This is a genomic window from Pseudomonas khavaziana, from assembly GCF_019145205.1.
Classification (GTDB): Bacteria; Pseudomonadota; Gammaproteobacteria; order Pseudomonadales; family Pseudomonadaceae; genus Aquipseudomonas; species Aquipseudomonas khavaziana.
In genome coordinates this window covers 430937-451018 of the sequence record NZ_JAHSTT010000003.1, presented here as the reverse complement: position 1 = coordinate 451018, position 20082 = coordinate 430937, and the positions used below count along the sequence as shown (strand labels likewise).

Below are 20082 nucleotides of genomic sequence, written 5' to 3'. Positions count from 1 at the left end.
CATTTGTGCCCAGGAGACCTCACATGCCTGACTTCTCTGGCTTGCCGCTGGTGATCGAGTCCAGCGACCTGCTTGGCCGCCTTGATGCCACACACCTGATTGTGGTGGACCTCACCAGTGCCGCCCGCTACGCCGCAGGGCATATCCCCGGCGCGCATTTCGTTGACCCCAAACGCACCCAACTGGGCCAGCCACCGGCACCCGGCCTGCTGCCCAGCCAAGCCGACCTGGAAAAACTGTTCGGCGAACTGGGCCACACCCCGGACGCGACCTACGTGGTCTATGACGACGAAGGCGGCGGCTGGGCCGGGCGCTTTATCTGGATGCTCGACGTGATCGGCCATCCGAAATATCACTACCTGGACGGCGGCCTGCTGGCGTGGTTGGAGGAAAAACTACCGCTCTCCACCGATGTACCCGCACCGGTCGGCGGCCCGGTCAGCCTCACGCTGCATGATGGCCCCACCGCCACCCGCGAATACCTGCAAAGCCGTCTCGGCGCCACCGACCTGGGTATCTGGGACGCCCGTGGCCCGCTGGAATATTCCGGTGAGAAAGTGCTCGCGGCCAAGGGCGGACACATCCCCGGTGCAGTGAATTTCGAATGGACCGCCGGCATGGACAAGGCGCGCAACCTGCGTATCCGCCGTGACATGCCGCAGGTCCTCGAAGACCTCGGGCTGACCCGCGACAAAGAAATCATCACCCATTGCCAGACTCACCACCGCTCTGGCTTCACCTACCTGGTGGCCAAGGCGCTCGGTTATCCGCGAGTCAAAGGTTATGCCGGTTCCTGGGGCGAATGGGGCAACCACCCCGACACCCCCGTTGAGATTTAAGGTTTAAGGACAGTTATGAAAAAGCAGTTGTTTATCCTCAGCCAGTATTTGCTCCCACACCACTTGCTCTCGCGCTTGGCCGGCTGCGTTGCCGAGTGCCGCGTGCGCTGGTTCAAGAACGCCTTCACCGCGTGGTTCGCCAAGCGCTATCAGGTGGACATGTCCCAGGCCCTGGTGGAAGACCTGACCGCCTACGAGCACTTCAACGCCTTCTTCACCCGCGCCTTGAAAGACGACGCCCGCCCGCTGGACCCGACCCCAGGCGCGGTACTCAGCCCGGCCGACGGCGCCGTCAGCCAGGTAGGCCCGATCGAGCATGGCCGCATCTTCCAGGCCAAGGGCCACAGCTTCAGTGTGCTGGAATTGCTCGGCGGTGACGCGGCGCTGGCTGCTCCATTCATGGGTGGCGACTTCGCCACTATTTACCTATCGCCGAAGGACTACCACCGCGTGCACATGCCACTGGCCGGTACCTTGCGCGAGATGGTGTACGTGCCAGGACGGATTTTCTCGGTCAACCAGACCACCGCTGAAAACGTGCCGGAGCTGTTTGCGCGTAATGAGCGGGCGGTCTGCCTGTTCGACACCGAACGCGGCCCGATGGCGGTGGTGTTGGTGGGCGCTATGATAGTGGCGTCGATTGAAACCGTATGGGCCGGCCTGGTCACGCCACCCAAGCGCGAGCTGAAAACCTTCCGCTATGACGAAGCTGCCCGCGCGCCGATTCATTTGGAAAAGGGTGCAGAGATGGGTCGCTTCAAGCTGGGCTCGACCGCCATCGTGCTGTTCGGTCCGGACCAGGTGAAGTGGACCGAAGCGTTGCTGGCGGGTGCGCCAGTGCAGATGGGCCAGGCTATCGCACTGCCTAAAGCCTAATCTGAAAACTGCAAAGATCAAATGTGGGAGGGGGCTCGCTCCCGATGGCGGTGGAATAGTCTATACATCTCTGACTGGAATACCGCCATCGGGAGCAAGCCCCCTCCCACATTTTTGACCGCATTTCGTCAATTAGACCTGACCGTCGCGGTCGCGCAAGCCCAGCAGATACAGCACGCCATCCAGACCCAAGGTCGAGATCGCTTGCTTGGCCGATTGCTTGACCAATGGCTTGGCGCGAAACGCCACACCCAGCCCGGCAATCGCCAGCATCGGCAGGTCATTGGCGCCATCGCCGACCGCAATGGTCTGCTCCAGCCGCAAGCCTTCCTTGTGGGCCAGTTCCTTGAGCAGATCCGCCTTGCGCTGCGCATCGACAATCGGCTCGACGGCCACTCCGGTCACCTTGCCATCCACCACTTCCAGCTCGTTGGCGAATACATAGTCAATGCCCAACTTCGCCTGCAACTGCTTGGCGAAGTAGGTGAAGCCGCCCGACAGGATGGCGGTCTTGTAGCCCAGGCGCTTGAGTTCGGCGAACAGAACCTCGGCACCCTCGGTCAGGCGCAGTGACGCGCCGATGGAATCCAGCACACTCACGTCCAGGCCCTTGAGCAGCGCCAGACGCTCCTTGAAGCTGGCCCGAAAATCCAGCTCACCGGCCATCGCCCGCTCGGTAATCGCGGACACTTGCTCGCCCACACCGGCCGCCTTGGCCAGCTCGTCGATGACTTCGGCTTCGATCAGGGTGGAGTCCATGTCGAACACCGCCAGACGACGGTTGCGACGGAACAGCGAGTCTTCCTGGAAGGCGATATCGACATTCAGCTCCTGGGCAACACTGAGGAATTCGGCACGTAGCGCTTGCGCATCGGCCGGTTCGCCGCGCACGGAGAACTCGATGCAGCCCTTGCCCTTATCAGCAGGGGTATCCAATGGCATGCGACCCGACAGACGGTCGATATGGTCGATATTCAAACCATACTGCGCGGTAATGGAGCTGACGCGTTGCAACTGCTCGGCCGTGACCTTGCGGGTCAACAGGGTGACGATATGGCGTTTTTTGCCCTGGCCTTGCACCCAGTGCTGGTAGTCCGCTTCGGATACCGGAGTGAAACGCACCTGTTGATCCAGCTTATAGGCCGTGAACAGGATGTCCTTGAGTACCGCCGAGGCCTGCTCGGTGCTGGGGATTTCCACCAGGATGCCGAACGACAGGGTGTCATGGATCACCGCCTGGCCGATGTCGAGAATGGTCACACCACCCTGGGCCAGGACGCCGGTGATGGCCGCGGTGAGACCCGGTCGGTCAAGACCTGTGATGTTGATCAGGACAATTTCGCGCAAAGCGCACCCCCAGGCTGGAAAAAAACCGCATTCTACCCACTTTCAGTGACCATCGGGCACAGCCAGCGCTTTGCCGGCCATGGGCCTGTCGCTATACTGCGCGTCAACTTCACGGACCAAGAGCCGAGCGCAAGTGAACCGGCCCACGCCAGTAAAAACCGATAACTTCTTCCTGCTGATCTTCCGGGCACTGCGCCACCGCCGTGTACCGATCGCATTACGCATCGCCAGCCATAACGTGATCCTGGTCGCTTTGGCCCTGGTGATCTACGCCTGCGTGATGGGTTTGCAGTTCAAGCAGGCCATGCATGAGCAAGCCGATGCCCTGGGCGAGAGCCTGACGACCCAGACCGCCACGTCGGCGACTGAGTTGCTGGTGTCCAACGACATCCTCAGCCTCAACGTACTGCTCAACAACCTGACCAAGAACCCACTGGTGGCCCATGCCGCCATCTATAGCGTGGATAACCGGATCATGGCCGAGGCCGGGCAACGCCCGAAGAACGGCCTGTTGGGTGAAGCCGAGGGCCTGTACCAGAGCAATATCACCTTTCAGGATGTGAAGGCCGGCCAACTGCGTATCAGCCTTGATATGCAGCAGTTCCAGCAGCCGATGACCATCAGCCTGCAGAGCATGGGCATCTTGAGCGCGATCCTGCTGGCCCTGGCCCTGGCCTTGAGCCTGCGCCTGGGGCGGCATATCTCCACGCCGTTGATGCAACTGCGCATCTGGCTGCGGGATATCGACGAACACACCCCGGCCACTGATCGCCAGGACGAAATCGGCGACCTCGCACGCCAGCTTCACGCCAGCTTTGCACCGGAACCTAAAGTCCCGGAAGTCGAACCTGAGCCAGAGTACGACGACACCGACGACTACAACGACGAGCCTGAGTTTGAAGTACGCGACCTGCGCGACCCGGGCTTCGACGAAAGCGCGCCGGTAGCCGGCCTGAAGCCAGCGCCGCGCCATGTGATCAAGGCCGAAGAAGACGAGCTGGACGACGAAGACCCGTTCGCCGACCTGCGCGATACCTCGGCCGTGGCCCCAGCTGCTGCACCGAAGCCGGTTGCGGTGGAAAGGAACACCGAGCCGCAGCACAGCGCCGTACTCGCCGTGCAACTGGGAGCCCAGGAGCAACTGCGCCGCCTGCCGCGTGCGCGCCTGACCGAGTTGCTCGAACGCTACCGCGACTGCCTCGACCAGGCCGCCTCGCTGTACCAGAGCGAACTGCACACCCTTAACGATGGCAGCACGCTGATGCTGTTCCACAGCGAAGACAGCGGCGAAGACTACCTGACCAATGCAATCTGCTGCGGAGAGCTGTTGCGCGCCCTGGGCCATGCCTTGCAGATTGAAGTGGCCGATAGCGGCATCACCCTGCAACTGCAGCTTGGCTTGACGGTGGGCGATGACCTGTTTGGCATGAGCCAGATCGACCTGCTGCTGACCGAAATCGCCCAGGATGCCCTGGCCTTGTCCCAACACAGCCGCAACCTGCTGTTGGTGGAACGCAAGATCAGTGAAGACACGCTGATCCGCCAACGCGCCCGCATCCGCCCGATTGCCAGCCCTGAAGGGGCCAGCTGTGTGGAGCGGTTGATGGAGCCGTATCCGTCGATGCTTGAGCGCCAGTTGGCGCGCATGCATGAGACCCGTAAGCCCTGAGGCTAAGGCTTTTGTAGGAGCGAGCTTGCTCGCGAAAAACTCACAGACGCCGCGTTTATTCAGAAAACACGCGTTATCGTTGACGCTTTTCGCGAGCAAGCTCGCTCCTACAGAACAGCCCAATAAAAAGGCCCGCTTATTCAGCGGGCCTTTTGTTTGTGCGCCATTCAGATCAGAACCTGAACACTTCCAAGTCCGTGCGAATCGGCGTTGCCATCGGCATCTTCGGCTTTTCCGGAGCTGCCGGCTTGGGCTGGGAAGCCTGTTTGCGAGGTGTCTCGGCAGCAACCGGCGGCTGGTTGGCCAGTGGCTTGAGCGCCACCGACAACTGCTGTGCCAAATGCTGCAATAGCACACCCTGGGCCTGGACCTGGGACGCGGTGGTGCCGGCGTGCTCTTCCTGCAGATGTACGATGCGGTTATCCCGCACCTGCCCACGACGGTCTATCAGACGCCACTGTGCATCCAGGATTGCAGGTTGCGACTTGCCGGAGTCAAGCCGCGTGATCGTCAACAGCACCTGCACATCCGGAGTAAACCCGGATGGCCCTGGTGCCAGCACTACGCGCTGGCTATCCAGTTGGCCGGCGACCTGGCGCAACATCAGTTGATTGATATCGGACGACAGGCTGCCTGCCCAACGACCATCGGTGGAACCTTGCAGGCTGCCATCGTTCTGACGTTGTAACAGGGTTTCGCGCTGCAGGTAATCGGCAACGACTACCGGGCCAAGCAATACCGCCATGCCCGCTGTCTGGGCTGGCTGAGCCGGACTTCCGCTGTCCAGCTGGTACAGCGAAACCGGTTGGTGCGTGCTGCAACCCGCCAGCCCTAAAAGGCCAGCGAGCATCAAAAATAGTGGAAGGCGTGGAGCAGTCATCATCCCATCCAGGTGGCTGCCACAAGGCGAACCACAATGTAATACTAAAAATAACCTGACACGCTCGGCCACGCCGGCGCTGGAAAGGCCATATCATCCGTGAATATGCGCCATGACTCCAGCGCGAAAGCGTCGATCTACGCGTTAAATCGTAGATCGAGGCCTCTAGTACAGCTTAAACCGGCGTTTCCACCAGCAAGGCGTCCACTCGCTGGAAGCCTCGAGGCAGTTTATTACCACGCCGACCACGTTCGCCCTTGTAGTGCTCCAGGTCGTCAGGGCGCAATGACAACGTGCGCTTGCCGGCCTGGAGCACCAGGGTAGAGCCTTCCGGGACCACCGCGATGTCGGTCACGAACTCTTCACGACTGGCCACCCGGTCGCCGGGAATGCCGATAATCTTGTTGCCCTTGCCTTTGCCCAGCTGCGGCAAATCGCTGATCTTGAACACCAGCAAACGCCCTTCGGTGGTCACCGAAGCCAGCCAGTTGCTCTCACGATCATCCACCGGCCTTGGCAGCATCACCTTGGCGTTGTTCGGCAGGCTCAACAGCGCCTTGCCCGCCTTGTTCTTGGCCTGCAGGTCTTCGCCCTTGACCACGAAACCGTAGCCGGCGTCGGAGGCGATGACGTACAGCGAATCATCGTCCGGCAACAGCACGCACTCGAAACTGGCCCCCGGTGGCGGCGTAAGGCGCCCGGTCAACGGTTCACCCTGCCCCCGTGCAGACGGCAAGGTATGGGCCGGCACTGAATAACTGCGCCCGGTCGAATCAATAAACACCGCAAACTGGTTGGAACGCCCGGCCGCAGCGGTCTTGAAGCCATCACCGGCTTTGTAGGAAAGGCCGGTGGCGTCAATATCATGCCCTTTGGCGGAACGAACCCAACCCTTTTCCGACAAAACGACGGTAATTTTCTCGTTAGGCAACAGCTCGGTTTCTGTCAGCGCCTTCGCTTCAGCGCGCTCGACGATAGGCGAACGGCGGTCATCGCCGTAGGTTTCCGCGTCTTTGATCAGTTCACTGCGCACCAGCTTCTTGAGCTTGGCTTCGCTGCCCAGCAGCGCCTGCAACTTGGCTTGCTCCTTGAGCAGCGCGTCTTGCTCGTCGCGCAGCTTCATTTCTTCCAGGCGTGCCAACTGGCGCAAGCGGGTGTCGAGGATGTAGTCAGCCTGGATTTCGCTCAGCTCGAAACGCGCGATCAACTCGGCCTTCGGGTGCTCGGCGGTACGGATGATATGGATCACTTCATCCAGGTTGAGGTAGGCAATCAGCAAACCGTCCAACAGGTGCAGGCGGCGCTCGACCTTATCGAGGCGAAATTGCAGGCGGCGGCGCACGGTCTGTACGCGGAACTCCAGCCATTCCACCAGGAGGTTGCGCAGGTTCTTCAACTGCGGCTTGCCGTCCAGGCCGATGATATTGACGTTGACCCGGTAGCTGGACTCCAGGTCGGTGCTGGCAAACAAATGCTGCATCAACACTTCATGATCCACCCGGCTATTGGTCGGGATAATCACGATGCGGCACGGGTTCTCATGGTCGGACTCGTCACGCAGGTCGGCAACTTGCGGCAGTTTCGACGGCTTGGCCTGCATCAGCGCGGCGATCTGCTCCAACACCTTGGCGCCCGATACCTGGTGCGGCAATGCGGTGACGATAATGTCACCGTCTTCAATGTGGTACACGGCGCGCATGCGCACCGAGCCCTTGCCGGTTTCGTACATCTTCAACAGGTCGGCGCGAGGCGTGATGATTTCCGCTTCGGTCGGGTAATCCGGGCCCTGGATGTGCTCGCAAAGCTGCTCGACCGTGGCCTTGGGCTCATCCAGCAAGCGCACGCAGGCGGTGGCGACTTCGCGCAGGTTGTGCGGCGGTACGTCGGTGGCCATGCCGACCGCGATACCGGTGGTGCCATTGAGCAGGATATTCGGCAAACGTGCCGGCAATACCAAAGGCTCGTCGAGGGTTCCGTCAAAGTTCGGCCCCCAGTTCGCGGTGCCCTGGCCCAATTCGCTGAGCAGCACTTCGGAGTAACGCGACAACCGCGCCTCGGTGTAGCGCATGGCGGCAAAAGACTTGGGATCGTCCGGCGCCCCCCAGTTGCCCTGGCCGTCCACCAGGGTGTAGCGGTAGCTGAACGGCTGGGCCATCAGCACCATGGCCTCATAGCACGCCGAATCGCCGTGGGGGTGGAACTTACCCAGCACGTCACCGACGGTACGCGCCGACTTCTTGTGCTTGGAATCGGCGTCCAGGCCCAACTCACTCATGGCATAGATGATGCGCCGTTGCACGGGCTTCAGGCCGTCGCCGATATGCGGCAAGGCACGGTCCATGATCACGTACATGGAGTAGTTGAGGTAGGCATTTTCGGTGAAGTCAGCCAGCGACCGGCGTTCTACGCCATCTAAGCTGTCTGCGAGGATGTCACTCATGCGGGCCTCATCATTGTAGGGTAACGCGCAGCGGAACTGCCGCTGCGCCGGGTCAATGCAAAAAAAGCAGGGCTCATGGCTGGGCGCTCCAGCCACCGTCAGGCGCGGCGAAACGATAGACCATAGGGCGTTTTTCACCATCGGCGCGAGGGCCGAAATTATTGTCGATACCGATCCACGCGCCGTCGGCATCCACCACCAGGGCTTCGGCCAGCCCATAAGGTTGTGCATAACGTCGCGGCGGCGTGAGCATCTCGTCGGCAAACGACCAGCACAGCTCGACTTTGGCCGTGAGCGTATCGCGCCGGCAAATCTGGAACGCATTGCGCTCCAGGGTAAACAGCTTGCCGTTGAACAGCGCCAGGTCGGCAAAGTCCTTGGACACCGCCTTGGCGTTGGTGAATTGCGCCGGTTGCACTTCCTGGCCGGCCTCGCTCAACAACACGCAGGCACCGTCGCAATCCCATACGCTCTGGCCACGCTTGATCGAAATCAAGCCGCGGCGTTCACGCTCGGCGGCCAGCCAGATCTGATTGCCTTCGGGGTTCACCGCCAGGCCTTCGAACAAGGCATTGAAGTGCAGCAACATGCCACTGGCCCGTGCTTCGCGCACCATGCCAGGGGCAATTTTCAACCATTCGGGCGCGCCAGTCGCCGGGATCTGCAACACCGCCGCATGGGCTTCGCTGACAATGTAGCGATTCCCCAAGGCATCACAGCTGATACCTTCAAAATCCAGGTCACCGCCGCGAATGAACGAAGCGGCCTTGGTGCGCGAACGCAAGCCCCAAGGCAGACCGGACTCGGGCACGGGTGCCACGTCGATCTGCACCGCTTGGGCGTTCCAGGTCGGCGCGCCGGTATCCAGCCGGTAGATCTGGTCGTCATCCCGGTCAGAAACCGTCCACAGTTCCTTGCCGCACACCGCCAGGCCCGACAGATTGCCGCCGCGCATGCCGTCCACCGGGTGCTCGGACACCAGCTTGAGTTCCACCACGGGCGCGGCAACCACCTGGGTGGCCGCCAGCCCGCTCAACATCAGGATCGCCAGGGCGAAGCCTGTGCGCATCAGCCCAGAACCTCGGCCAGGTTGCCTTTGGATTCCAGCCAGGCCTTGCGATCCGGTGCACGCTTCTTCGCCAGCAGCATGTCCATCATTTCCGACGTGCCGGCGAAGTCTTCCAGGGTCAACTGCACCAGGCGCCGGGTGTTCGGGTCCATGGTGGTTTCGCGCAGCTGCGGCGGGTTCATCTCACCCAGGCCCTTGAATCGCGTGACCTGAGGCTTACCGCGCCTCTTCTCGGCCACCAGGCGATCGAGGATGCCATCGCGCTCGGCTTCGTCCAGGGCGTAGAAAATTTCCTTGCCCAGATCGATGCGATACAGCGGCGGCATGGCGACGTAGACGTGACCGGCGTCCACCAACGGTCGGAAATGCTGGACGAACAACGCGCACAGCAAGGTGGCGATGTGCAGGCCGTCGGAGTCGGCGTCGGCGAGGATGCAGATCTTGCCGTAGCGCAGTTGGCTCATGTCCGCTGCGCCCGGGTCGACCCCGATGGCCACGGCGATGTTATGCACTTCCTGGCTGGCCAGCACTTCGCTGCCGTCGACTTCCCAGGTATTGAGGATCTTGCCACGCAGCGGCAGGATCGCCTGGAACTCCTTGTCCCGCGCTTGCTTGGCGGAACCACCGGCTGAATCACCTTCGACCAGGAACAGCTCGGAGCGCATCGGGTCCTGCCCGGCGCAATCGGCCAGCTTGCCCGGCAATGCCGGGCCCTGGGTGATGCGCTTGCGCTCGACCTTCTTGCTGGCCTTCAAGCGCCGGCCGGCGTTGTTGATCGCCAGCTCAGCCAGGGCCAGGCCCAATTCCGGGTGTTCGTTGAGCCACAGGCTGAAAGCGTCCTTGACCACACCGGAGACAAACGCTGCCGCTTCACGGGACGACAGACGCTCCTTGGTCTGGCCGGAAAATTGCGGCTCCTGCATCTTCATCGACAGCACGAACGCGATGCGCTCCCACACGTCTTCCGGCGCCAGCTTGACGCCACGCGGCAACAGGCTGCGGTATTCACAGAATTCGCGCATGGCGTCCAGCAAACCCTGGCGCAAACCGTTGACGTGGGTGCCGCCCTGGGCGGTGGGGATCAGGTTGACGTAGCTTTCCTGCACGCTGTCGCCACCTTCGGGCAACCACAGCAGCGCCCAGTCGACGGCTTCCTTATTACCCGCCAGGCTGCCGCAGAACGGCTCGTTGGGCAGGCGTTCGAACTCGCTGACAGAGTCTTCGAGATACGAGCGCAGGCCGTCTTCGTAGTGCCACTCGACCTTCTCGCCGGTGCCTTTGTCTTCAAAGCTGACCAGCAGCCCTGGACACAGCACGGCCTTGGCCTTGAGCACATGCTTGAGGCGGCTGATGGAGAATTTCGGCGAATCGAAGTATTTCGGGTCCGGGGCGAAGTACACGCTGGTGCCGGTGTTGCGCTTGCCGACAGTGCCGACCACTTCCAGATCGGTGGCTTTATAGCCATCGGCGAAGGTCATCTGGTACTCGTTGCCGTCACGCTTGACCTTGACCCGCACCTGGGTCGACAGCGCGTTGACCACGGAGATACCCACACCGTGCAAGCCACCGGAAAACTGGTAATTCTTGTTGGAGAACTTGCCACCAGCGTGCAGCTTGGTCAGGATCAGCTCGACACCCGATACACCCTCTTCAGGGTGAATGTCCACCGGCATGCCGCGACCATCGTCGGACACTTCCAGGGAATGGTCGGCATGGAGGATGACCTGTACCGACTTGGCGTGCCCGGCCAAGGCTTCGTCGACGCTGTTGTCGATGACTTCCTGGGCAAGGTGGTTCGGCCGACTGGTGTCGGTGTACATACCGGGACGCTTACGCACCGGGTCGAGGCCCGAGAGGACTTCGATGGCGTCGGCGTTATAAGAGCTAGCGCTGGGAGTGGCCATGGGGTCTCGTCGTGAGTCGTTCGATTAAAAAGTGACCTGCGATTTTCTACAGTGACGAAAAATCGAAGGATTGATACTGATCTGCGCCAATACCGGCAAAGCTCAACAGTGCCGGCAATTGCTCGGCGAACCCCTGGTAACCATGGTCGCCACCGGCCTGGATGCGCAAGGCACAGGCCCGGTAATACTGTTGGGCGAGGCGATAATCCAGGGTTTCATCCCCGGTCTGCAACCACACCTGATAACGCGCCGCATCCTGGGGTGCCGGTACTTCAAGTTCGGCCAGTGCCGCAACGTGATCGTGGGTCAACTCCCAGGTCTCATCGGTGTAGAGGTTCTTCTGGGTGCCCAGGTAACCGTCGAACATCCGATGGGGGCTGACCGCCGGGTTGACCAGCAACGCCTTGAGACCATGGCGTTCGGCGAGATGGGTTGCATAGTAGCCGCCGAGTGAGCTGCCGACCAGCAGCGGCCGCCCCAGTTGGTCAATCGCCTGCTCCAATTGCGGAATAGCCTGACGCGGGTGGTGATGCAGGGCCGGCACACGCAGTTGCCCGGCCAGGCCGAGGGCGCCCATCACGGTGATCAGCTGACTGGCCTTGTTGGAGGCCGGGGCACTGTTGAAACCGTGGATATACAGGATCGAAGCGGACATGCCGGGCTCTCCGTGCGTGGGCCAAAGAGGCGCAGTTTACAGGGATCGGAGTGAGGTGTGAGCACCCGATCTTCCAGATACCGCAGAACCCCTGTGGGAGGGGGCTTGCTCCCGATCGCGGTGTGTCAGCCCCAATAGCTGTGACTGACCCACCGCCATCGGGAGCAAGCCCCCTCCCACATTTGATCAGTGTTTGCAGGTCTTAATAGCCGTTGCTGCCGTAGTCGACGGTAAACGCGAAGTCCCGAAGCCGCTCCACCCCAGTCTCCAACCGTCCGTCGGCATGCAGGCGCAGCCAGCGATACCCCGGCGCTTGCTCGCTGACCTGGAAGTCCTCGCTGCCCGGCGCGAATTGGATACAGGTGGAAGGCGAGGCCAGCAACCGCAACCCGTTGCACTCGCGGTCGATCTCCTGGTGCACGTGCCCCCAGAGCAGCGCCCGCGCTTGCGGGAAGCGGTCCAGTACGGCAAACAGCGCCTCGGGATTGCGCAGGCCGATAGGCTCCATCCAGGCACAACCGATAGACACTGGATGATGGTGCAGGCACACCAGATGATGGCGGTTCGGCGCTTCGCTCAGGGCCTGGGCAAGCAGCTGCAGTTGCTGGTCCTGCAGGTAGCCCGGCACCGAGCCGGGTACGGCCGAGTCCAACAGGGTAATGCGCCAGTTGCCGATATCCACCACAGGCTCGAGCAAATCACTGTGCACGGCCGCCTGGGCCATGATCTGCGGCTCGTCGTGATTGCCCGGGATCCAGCGCGCCGGCGCGCCAATCGCCCGGGTCATGTCGCGAAATTGCTGGTAGGACTCAAGCGTGCCGTCCTGGGACAGGTCACCGGTGGCCAGCACCAGATCGATCCGCGGCTGTTGCTCGCGCACCAACTCGATCACCCGCTGCAAGCTGGCGCGGGTATTCATGCCCAGCAGGGCTGTGCCTTCCTCGGCGAACAAATGGCTGTCGGACAGCTGCACCAACAACACGCTGGCGTCGGGGTTCACGTTGGATACGCTCGGCAAGGCGCTCTCCCAAGGCAATCACTGGAATGGATAGGTGGCGCGATTATGCTAGGGCAGGACACAAAGAGGAAAGCTGGGTAAGCAGACGCAGTTCACATCTACCGCACGACCTCAAACTCATGACCCAACGCCAGGCAGTGGCTCAGCCATTCCCCGAGGAACACATTGAGCTGTGCTTTCTCGTCGGGTTGGTGCATGAACACATTCGGGTAAGGATAGATGCTGCGAAAGCGTCGCGCATGCTCGGCGCTGATCACTTCGGCCATACGCGCATCGTGGTACACCTGCACTTCCAGTTGCGGCACCGGCAGCCAAGGCAGACTGTGCTCCTGGCGCACGCGCAGCGTAGTGGTGTAGGGACAGGTGAGGATGACCTCCAGGGCCAGCACGCCGAGCATCTGGTCGCCGTGGGTCACAGCAATGCGCCGCGCCTCGGGGGTGTGGCGCATGTCCGGGAGCAGGCGCATCAGCCGCGCATAGTTGGCTTCGCAGGCGGCTTGCAGCCCGATCAGGTCAACTCGGTAACGCTCCCGTGCCTTTACTGCCATAACCCCCTCACTTCCGCGCGATTAAGCGCAAGCCACTGCAGGGCGATAATGCTGGCTGCATTGGAAATCTTACCGTCGCGCACCGCTTGCAAGGCATCTTCGAACGCCCAGGCGGTAACGCGGATATCTTCTGCTTCTTCTTCCAGTCCATGGACGCCGCCAGCGCCCGAGCTGTCGCAACGGCCCAGGTACAGATGGACAAATTCGGTACTGCCGCCGGGCGACGGGAAATACTTGGTGATCGGCCAAAGCGCGGAGAATGTCAGCCCAGCTTCCTCCTCGGCCTCGCGGTGTGCAACTTCCTCCGGTTGCTCGTCCTTGTCAATCAGGCCGGCGACCATCTCCACCAGCCACGGATTACCGGCGCGCCCCATGGCACCGACGCGGAACTGTTCGATCAGCACCACCTCATCACGTTGCGGGTCGTAGGGCAGCACGCACACAGCATCATGACGCACGAAGACTTCGCGGTTGATCACCCGGCTCATGCCGCCATCGAACTTCTCGTGGCGCAACTGCACGCGATCGAGCTTGTAGAAGCCCTGGTAGGCATTGTCGCGCTGAACGATCTCGATCTTGTTCGGCGCGGACTTCGCGATGTCCGTCATGTTTTCCTCGTTATGCTGATGCAATTGCCGCCATCCTAACGCGCCGATGCCCGTTGATGCAGCCCCTTTCCAGTTGCCGGGACAGGCGGCGGACGTCAAACTCACACGATCAAGCTTAGTGGCGAACTGACTGCCGCGCCGGTAGTCGAAGATCCACGAATTTCGCTCTTATCGATGGACGAAGAACATACATGTCGCTTTTAAAAATTGCCTCCGTGGCTTGTATCGCATTGACTCTCGGCGCCTGCCAGAGCCTGTTCCAACCCAGTTATCGCACGCCGCTGGAAGGCGTCCGTGACGCCACCGAGCAAAGCAAGCCGGGTTGCGCCAGCGCCGATTGCCCGCTGGTCAATATCGACACCGTGCACTTTGCCAAGGAGCCCAAGCTAGACGCCTTGATCGAACAGCGCCTGCTGGAGATGACCCGAACCAATGCGAGCGACCCGCTGCCGTCGAGCCTGGAAGCCTACCGCGAGCAGTTCCTGCAAACCGCGGCGCCCCACAACAGCATGTATTTGCAGGCCAAGGTACGCGAGCAGCATGACGGCTTGGTGATCATCGAACTGTCCAGCTACCTGGACCAGGGCGCCACCCATGGCGAACCAGGCCGCGGGTTCATCAACTATTCGCGCCAGCAGCAGAAGGCCCTGACACTTACCGATATGCTGTTGCCGGGCAAGGAAGACGCGTTCTGGAAAGCTGCCCAGGTCAGCCACAACAGCTGGCAGATCAGCACGCGCCTGAGCCTGGAGCCGGAATTCGTGAAAAGCTACCCGTTCCAGAAAACCCCGAACGTGGCGTTGACTTCCAGTGCCGTGACCCTCAAGTACCCCACCGCCACCATCGCCCCCTATGCCCTGGGCCACGTCGAGTTGCAGATTCCTTACTCGCGCCTGGAAGGCATCCTCAGGCCTGAACTGGTACCCGCGCGCCACTGAACGCTCGTCCCAGGATGAATTCGCGATGTCCGGCGAATAAGTGCTGGGTTGAATGTTCAAGGGAGGGGTGACCTGCAAGAGGCATGTGTTGCTTGGGAAATGGCTATCGGGGGGCAAGCCCCCGATAAGCCTCTTACAAGGTATCTGAATCCCGGATCAGACCTTCTTGTACAGCTGGCTACCTTCCTGCTTGAACCGTTGCGCCTGCTCCGCCAAGCCCTTGGCCACATCCACATCCACCGCCTCAATGCGCTGGTTGGCGGCGTATTCGCGTACTTCCTGGGTGATTTTCATCGAGCAGAACTTCGGCCCGCACATGGAGCAAAAATGCGCGACCTTGGCCGAATCCTTAGGCAGGGTTTCATCGTGGTAGGAACGTGCAGTGTCCGGGTCCAGGCCTAGGTTGAACTGGTCCTCCCAACGGAACTCGAAGCGCGCTTTGCTCAGCGCGTTATCACGGATTTGCGCGCCTGGATGGCCTTTCGCAAGGTCGGCGGCGTGCGCGGCGATCTTGTAGGTGATGATCCCCGTCTTTACATCATCCTTGTTCGGCAAACCCAGGTGTTCCTTGGGCGTGACGTAGCAAAGCATGGCGCAACCGAACCAGCCGATCATCGCCGCACCGATACCCGAAGTGATGTGGTCATAGCCCGGTGCAATGTCGGTGGTCAGCGGGCCGAGGGTGTAGAACGGCGCCTCGTCGCAGCACTCCAGTTGCTTGTCCATGTTCTCCTTGATCAGTTGCATCGGCACGTGGCCAGGGCCTTCGATCATGGTTTGTACGTCGTGCTTCCAGGCGATTTTGGTCAGCTCGCCCAGGGTCTCCAGCTCGCCGAACTGTGCGGCATCGTTGGCGTCGGCAATCGACCCCGGGCGCAGGCCGTCACCCAGGGAGAAACTGACGTCGTAGGCCTTCATGATTTCGCAGATTTCGTCGAAATGCGTGTAAGTGAAGTTCTCTTTGTGGTGCGCCAGGCACCACTTGGCCATGATCGAGCCGCCACGGGACACAATGCCGGTCACACGCTTGGCGGTCAGCGGCACATAGCGCAGCAGCACACCGGCGTGGATGGTGAAATAGTCGACGCCCTGCTCGGCCTGTTCGATCAGGGTGTCGCGGAACAGCTCCCAGGTCAGGTCTTCGGCGGCGCCACCGACTTTTTCCAGGGCCTGATAGATCGGCACGGTACCGATCGGCACCGGCGAGTTACGGATGATCCACTCGCGGGTTTCATGGATATGCTTGCCGGTCGACAGGTCCATCACGGTGTCCGAACCCCAGCGAATACCCCAAGTCAGTTTCGCCACTTCTTCCTCGATGGACGAACCCAGGGCGCTGTTACCAATATTGCCGTTGATCTTCACCAGGAAGTTACGCCCGATGATCATGGGTTCCAGTTCGGTGTGGTTGATGTTGGCCGGAATGATCGCGCGACCGCGGGCGATCTCCTCGCGCACAAATTCCGGGGTAATGATTTTCGGCACGCTGGCGCCGAAGCTGTGACCGGCGTGCTGCTGATCCAACAGGCCGCTGGCGCGGGCTTCTTCCAACTTCATGTTTTCGCGGATGGCGACGTATTCCATCTCGGCGGTGATGATGCCCTTACGCGCGTAGTGCATCTGCGTGACGTTGGCGCCGGCCTTGGCGCGACGCGGGTTCTTCACGTGGGCGAAGCGCAAGGCAGTCAGTTCGGCATCGCTCAAGCGTTGCTGGCCAAAGTGCGAACTCAGGCCCGACAGGCGCTCGGTGTCACCACGAGCCTCGATCCACGGCGAGCGCACATCCCCCAGGCCCTTGCGCACGTCGATGATGACGTTGGGGTCGGTATAAGGGCCGGAGGTGTCGTAGACGACCACGGGGGCGTTGATTTCACCGCCGAAATCGGTGGGCGTCACATCCAGGCTGATTTCGCGCATCGGCACGCGGATATCCGGGCGAGTGCCTTGTACGTAGATTTTTTGCGAGCGGGTAAACGGCTGCACGGAGCCGGAGTCGACCTTGGCCGATTCACTCAGGTGCACGGTATTTTTTAGTTTTGTCGTCATCACGGGCTCTCCAACTTATCCAGGCGGTGGATTTTTGTCGGAGCGAACCTGTGACGGATGGACGCACTGGAACCAGTGCTGTGCTCGGTACTCGAGGGCTGTTCGATGGTCGAACAACATCCCGGACGAAGCACAAGAGGACTCGCCGGGTGACGAGAAATCTTGTTCCCTACGCAGGCGTTAACCTGATCAGGTTCAACGGGATCCGGTATTTACCGATCTCAGCCTTCCAACAAGGCACCCCGACAAGAACTCGGCCAGTCTAGACCATGGCATGGGCAAATTGCCAATAGCGGTGCATTCAGCGTGATGAATGGCGTGATCGTGGGATTGTTGTGCCGTGATCCGGCCACTACACTCGGGCACTGCCTCAAGGCTTGACGCCAGGAATGGCCAGCCTTAGCCTTGAGCGCTAAATTATCACCGTAATATTTAAACTAGGGATCGCCTCATGCTGCGCAAACTCTCACTGGCTCTTGCCGTGTCTTGTGCGACCAATGGAATGGTCTGGGCAGCAGAAGCGCCCTTGTCCACCAACACCGACCTGGTCAGCGTCTATCAGGAAGCGGCGCACAACAACGCCGACCTTGCCGCTGCCCGCGCCCAATACGGCGCGCAAAAAGAAGTGGTACCCCAGGCTCGCGCCGGGCTGCTGCCGAACCTGTCAGCCGGTGCCGATAGCAATAACGTGCGCACCCAGATCGACCAGCCGGCCGCCACGGCCAACCGCGACGCCCACTCCTGGCGCGCCACGCTGAGCCAGCCGCTGTTCCGCGCCGATCGCTGGTTCCAGCTGCAGGCGGCTGAAGCCGTCAACGAGCAAGCGTCGCTGCAATTGTCGGCCACTGAACAGAACCTGATCCTGCAAAGCGCCGAGAGCTACTTCGCCGTGCTGCGTGCCCAGGACAACCTGGCCTCGACCAAGGCCGAAGAAAATGCCTTCAAGCGCCAGCTCGACCAGTCCAACGAACGTTTTGACGTGGGCCTGTCGGACAAGACCGATGTACTGCAATCCCAGGCCAGCTATGACACGGCCCGGGCCAACCGCATCGTTGCCCAGCGCCAGGTAGATGACGCCTTCGAAGCGTTGATCACCCTGACCAATCGCCAATACAACTCGATCCAGGGCATCGTCCACACGCTGCCGGTGCTACCGCCGGCACCGAACGACGCCAAGGCCTGGGTCGAAACGGCCGGTCGCCAGAACCTCAATCTGCTGGCCAGCAACTACGCCGTGACTGCCGCCGAAGAAACCCTGCGCCAGCGCAAGGCCGGGCACCTGCCGACCCTCGACGCCGTCGCGCAATACGAAAAAGGTGACAACGATGCCTTGGGTTTCAGCAACCCGAATCAGTTGCCCATCCCGTACGGCGGTGATGTGTCGCAACGCACCATCGGCCTGCGCCTGAACATCCCGATCTACAGCGGCGGGCTTACCAGTTCGCAAGTGCGTGAATCCTATTCACGCCTGGACCAGAGCGAGCAACAACGCGAAGGCCTGCGCCGCCAGGTGGTGGAAAACACCCGTAACCTGCACCGTGCGGTGAATACCGATGTGGAACAAGTCCAGGCACGCCGCCAGTCGATCATCTCCAACCAGAGCGCGGTGGAAGCCACGGAGATCGGTTATCAGGTGGGCACGCGCAACATCGTTGACGTGCTGGATGCACAGCGCCAGCTTTACTCCTCGGTGCGCAACTACAACAACAGCCGCTATGACTACATCCTCGACAACCTGCGCTTGAAGCAGGCGGCGGGCACCCTGAACCCAGGGGACTTGCAAGACCTGGCGCGCTACCTCAAGGCAGACTACAACCCGGACAAGGACTTCCTGCCACCGGATTTGGCCAAGGCCGCCGCCGAGCAGCTCAAGGCCCGCCCGGGCTATTGATCACACTGCAAAACCAATGTGGGAGGGGCTTGCTCCCACATTTGATGGGTGTTGGGTCAGTGAGCGATCAATCTTTCCAAACCGTCCAAAAGGCGTTTTAACGCACCCTGATTGGCCTGCATCACTTTCAACCCCGCCTGCGCCATCCTGCGCGCATCCTGCGGCAGCTCGAACAGCTGCCTCACCGCTTCGGCCAGACCTTCTGCGTCATCCACCTCGCGCAACGCCCCCGCGTCACGCATCATCGCGGTGATGTCGAGGAAGTTGAATACGTGGGGTCCCATGATCACCGGCTTGCCCAACGCCGCCGGCTCCAGCGGATTGTGCCCCCCCGTCGGCACCAGGCTACCGCCGACAAAGGCGCTGTCGGCCAAGCCGTAGAGGAACAGTAATTCACCCATGGTGTCGCCAAGCAAAATCGAGGTTTGCGCGTTGACCGCCTCGCCACTGGAGCGGCGCACCGTGGCAAAGCCCTGCTGCACGCAACGCTCAAATGTTGGGCCAAAGCGCTCCTGATGACGCGGAACCAGAATCAGCAATGCGTTGGGGTAGCTGGCGAGCAATTGTCGATGGGCTGCAAGCACCACTTCATCTTCGCCTTCGTGGGTACTGGCTGCGATCCACACTGGCCGCTCACTGGCGCCCCATTGTTCACGCAACGCGGCGGCGCGTTCCGGCAATTGCGGATCGATGCTCAGGTCGAATTTGATCGAGCCGGTAACCTCCACCGTTTCAGGACGCGCACCAAGACTGCGAAATCGTTCGGCTTCGGTTTCAGTCTGCACAGCGAACAGGCTCATTTGCGAGAGCATCGGCGCAGTCAGCTTGGCGAAACGCGCATACCCCTTGGCCGAACGCGCCGACAATCGCGCATTGGCCAGCGCCACCGGGATACCGCGCCGGGCACAGGCATGAATATGGTTGGGCCAGAGTTCCGTTTCCATGATCACCGCCAGCTTGGGCTGCACGTGATCAAGAAATCGCTTGGCGGCGCAAGGCAAGTCGTAAGGCAAGTAGCAGTGCTGGATGCGCGGCTCGTTGGCGAACAGTGCCTGGATCCGCTCGGAACCGGTGGGCGTCATGCAGGTGACGGTGATCGGCAGCTGTGGATAACGCGCCAGCAAACCACGAACCATCGGCGCGGCGGCAATGCTTTCGCCCACCGACACGGCATGCACCCAGATCCCGCCGGGACGCATCACCGGCAAGCCATAGGAAAACCGTTCGCCCACACGCTTGGCATAGGCCGGCGCCTTGCGCGCACGCAACCATAAACGTAAGGCCACCAACGGCAGCGCCAGGTAAAACAGACAGCTATAGAGAGTTCTATTCATGGCGGCGGAGTTTATCGGCT

The 20082-nt window shown here is 61.2% G+C and carries 16 protein-coding genes and 1 riboswitch; of the genes, 5 read left to right on the top strand and 11 right to left on the bottom strand.

The window, feature by feature from the left end; translation table 11 throughout:
• The first annotated feature begins 23 nt into the window (after positions 1-23).
• On the top strand, positions 24-839 hold the full coding sequence (locus tag KVH01_RS10035) for a rhodanese-like domain-containing protein (RefSeq protein ID WP_217881321.1): 816 nt from the start codon (positions 24-26) through the stop codon (positions 837-839).
• Positions 840-854: 15 nt separating this feature from the next.
• Positions 855-1715: an archaetidylserine decarboxylase gene (gene asd, locus KVH01_RS10030; RefSeq protein ID WP_043047897.1), complete on the top strand. Its 861-nt coding sequence runs from the start codon at positions 855-857 to the stop codon at positions 1713-1715.
• Between the two features lie 132 nt (positions 1716-1847).
• Here asd and serB read toward each other — a convergent pair whose 3' ends face one another.
• A complete protein-coding gene (gene serB, locus KVH01_RS10025; protein ID WP_217881320.1) occupies positions 1848-3062 on the bottom strand; it encodes a phosphoserine phosphatase SerB in 1215 nt (404 codons plus the stop codon).
• A 133-nt stretch (positions 3063-3195) separates the two neighbouring features.
• On the opposite strand from serB, the gene KVH01_RS10020 reads away from it, so the two are divergent.
• Entirely contained in the window at positions 3196-4731 is a 1536-nt protein-coding gene (locus KVH01_RS10020; RefSeq protein WP_217881319.1) for an AhpA/YtjB family protein, read from the top strand.
• 172 nt (positions 4732-4903) lie between these two features.
• Here KVH01_RS10020 and KVH01_RS10015 read toward each other — a convergent pair whose 3' ends face one another.
• From KVH01_RS10015 to KVH01_RS09980, 8 genes are all read right to left on the bottom strand, one after another.
• Entirely contained in the window at positions 4904-5614 is a 711-nt protein-coding gene (locus tag KVH01_RS10015; protein ID WP_043047900.1) for a PqiC family protein, read from the bottom strand.
• Positions 5615-5786: 172 nt separating this feature from the next.
• Complete coding sequence (gene parC, locus KVH01_RS10010; protein WP_217881318.1) at positions 5787-8051, bottom strand: DNA topoisomerase IV subunit A; 2265 nt, start codon at positions 8049-8051, stop codon at positions 5787-5789.
• A 73-nt stretch (positions 8052-8124) separates the two neighbouring features.
• Positions 8125-9120 (bottom strand): esterase-like activity of phytase family protein, encoded by a 996-nt coding sequence (locus KVH01_RS10005; RefSeq protein ID WP_217881317.1) that lies wholly within the window; start codon positions 9118-9120, stop codon positions 8125-8127.
• The gene (gene parE / locus KVH01_RS10000; RefSeq protein WP_217881316.1) at positions 9120-11024 is read right to left on the bottom strand and encodes a DNA topoisomerase IV subunit B; all 1905 of its coding nucleotides are present in this window, start codon (positions 11022-11024) and stop codon (positions 9120-9122) included. Before parE ends, KVH01_RS10005 begins: the two co-directional genes overlap by 1 nt.
• Positions 11025-11070: 46 nt before the next feature.
• The gene (locus tag KVH01_RS09995; RefSeq protein ID WP_217881315.1) at positions 11071-11679 is read right to left on the bottom strand and encodes a YqiA/YcfP family alpha/beta fold hydrolase; all 609 of its coding nucleotides are present in this window, start codon (positions 11677-11679) and stop codon (positions 11071-11073) included.
• 202 nt (positions 11680-11881) lie between these two features.
• Entirely contained in the window at positions 11882-12697 is an 816-nt protein-coding gene (cpdA, locus tag KVH01_RS09990; protein WP_217881314.1) for a 3',5'-cyclic-AMP phosphodiesterase, read from the bottom strand.
• 98 nt (positions 12698-12795) lie between these two features.
• On the bottom strand, positions 12796-13245 hold the full coding sequence (locus KVH01_RS09985; RefSeq protein WP_043047907.1) for a DUF1249 domain-containing protein: 450 nt from the start codon (positions 13243-13245) through the stop codon (positions 12796-12798).
• A complete protein-coding gene (locus KVH01_RS09980; protein ID WP_043047909.1) occupies positions 13236-13853 on the bottom strand; it encodes an NUDIX domain-containing protein in 618 nt (205 codons plus the stop codon). Before KVH01_RS09980 ends, KVH01_RS09985 begins: the two co-directional genes overlap by 10 nt.
• A gap of 191 nt (positions 13854-14044) precedes the next feature.
• Here KVH01_RS09980 and KVH01_RS09975 point away from each other — a divergent pair, with 191 nt between their 5' ends.
• Positions 14045-14791: an RsiV family protein gene (locus KVH01_RS09975; protein WP_217881313.1), complete on the top strand. Its 747-nt coding sequence runs from the start codon at positions 14045-14047 to the stop codon at positions 14789-14791.
• A 156-nt stretch (positions 14792-14947) separates the two neighbouring features.
• Here KVH01_RS09975 and thiC read toward each other — a convergent pair whose 3' ends face one another.
• A complete protein-coding gene (thiC, locus tag KVH01_RS09970) occupies positions 14948-16837 on the bottom strand; it encodes a phosphomethylpyrimidine synthase ThiC (protein ID WP_043047912.1) in 1890 nt (629 codons plus the stop codon).
• 149 nt (positions 16838-16986) lie between these two features.
• Positions 16987-17092: riboswitch (TPP riboswitch) on the bottom strand.
• 196 nt (positions 17093-17288) lie between these two features.
• On the opposite strand from thiC, the gene KVH01_RS09965 reads away from it, so the two are divergent.
• Positions 17289-18728: a TolC family outer membrane protein gene (locus KVH01_RS09965; protein WP_043047914.1), complete on the top strand. Its 1440-nt coding sequence runs from the start codon at positions 17289-17291 to the stop codon at positions 18726-18728.
• A 56-nt stretch (positions 18729-18784) separates the two neighbouring features.
• Here KVH01_RS09965 and waaA read toward each other — a convergent pair whose 3' ends face one another.
• Positions 18785-20062 carry a lipid IV(A) 3-deoxy-D-manno-octulosonic acid transferase gene (gene waaA, locus KVH01_RS09960; RefSeq protein WP_217881312.1) on the bottom strand — a complete coding sequence of 426 codons (1278 nt, stop codon included), beginning with the start codon at positions 20060-20062 and terminating at the stop codon, positions 18785-18787.
• Between the last annotated feature and the right edge of the window lie 20 nt (positions 20063-20082).

Excerpts from the sequence above, each read along its gene's own strand:
- thiC (WP_043047912.1), bottom strand. The coding sequence starts at position 16,837 with ATGACGACAAAACTAAAAAATACCGTGCACCTGAGTGAATCGGCCAAG.
- parE (WP_217881316.1), bottom strand. The coding sequence starts at position 11,024 with ATGGCCACTCCCAGCGCTAGCTCTTATAACGCCGACGCCATCGAAGTC.
- KVH01_RS10015 (WP_043047900.1), bottom strand. The coding sequence starts at position 5,614 with ATGATGACTGCTCCACGCCTTCCACTATTTTTGATGCTCGCTGGCCTT.
- KVH01_RS09975 (WP_217881313.1), top strand. The coding sequence starts at position 14,045 with ATGTCGCTTTTAAAAATTGCCTCCGTGGCTTGTATCGCATTGACTCTC.
- KVH01_RS09995 (WP_217881315.1), bottom strand. The coding sequence starts at position 11,679 with ATGTCCGCTTCGATCCTGTATATCCACGGTTTCAACAGTGCCCCGGCC.
- KVH01_RS10035 (WP_217881321.1), top strand. The coding sequence starts at position 24 with ATGCCTGACTTCTCTGGCTTGCCGCTGGTGATCGAGTCCAGCGACCTG.
- waaA (WP_217881312.1), bottom strand. The coding sequence starts at position 20,062 with ATGAATAGAACTCTCTATAGCTGTCTGTTTTACCTGGCGCTGCCGTTG.
- KVH01_RS09965 (WP_043047914.1), top strand. The coding sequence starts at position 17,289 with ATGCTGCGCAAACTCTCACTGGCTCTTGCCGTGTCTTGTGCGACCAAT.
- KVH01_RS09980 (WP_043047909.1), bottom strand. The coding sequence starts at position 13,853 with ATGACGGACATCGCGAAGTCCGCGCCGAACAAGATCGAGATCGTTCAG.
- asd (WP_043047897.1), top strand. The coding sequence starts at position 855 with ATGAAAAAGCAGTTGTTTATCCTCAGCCAGTATTTGCTCCCACACCAC.
- KVH01_RS09985 (WP_043047907.1), bottom strand. The coding sequence starts at position 13,245 with ATGGCAGTAAAGGCACGGGAGCGTTACCGAGTTGACCTGATCGGGCTG.
- KVH01_RS10005 (WP_217881317.1), bottom strand. The coding sequence starts at position 9,120 with ATGCGCACAGGCTTCGCCCTGGCGATCCTGATGTTGAGCGGGCTGGCG.
- parC (WP_217881318.1), bottom strand. The coding sequence starts at position 8,051 with ATGAGTGACATCCTCGCAGACAGCTTAGATGGCGTAGAACGCCGGTCG.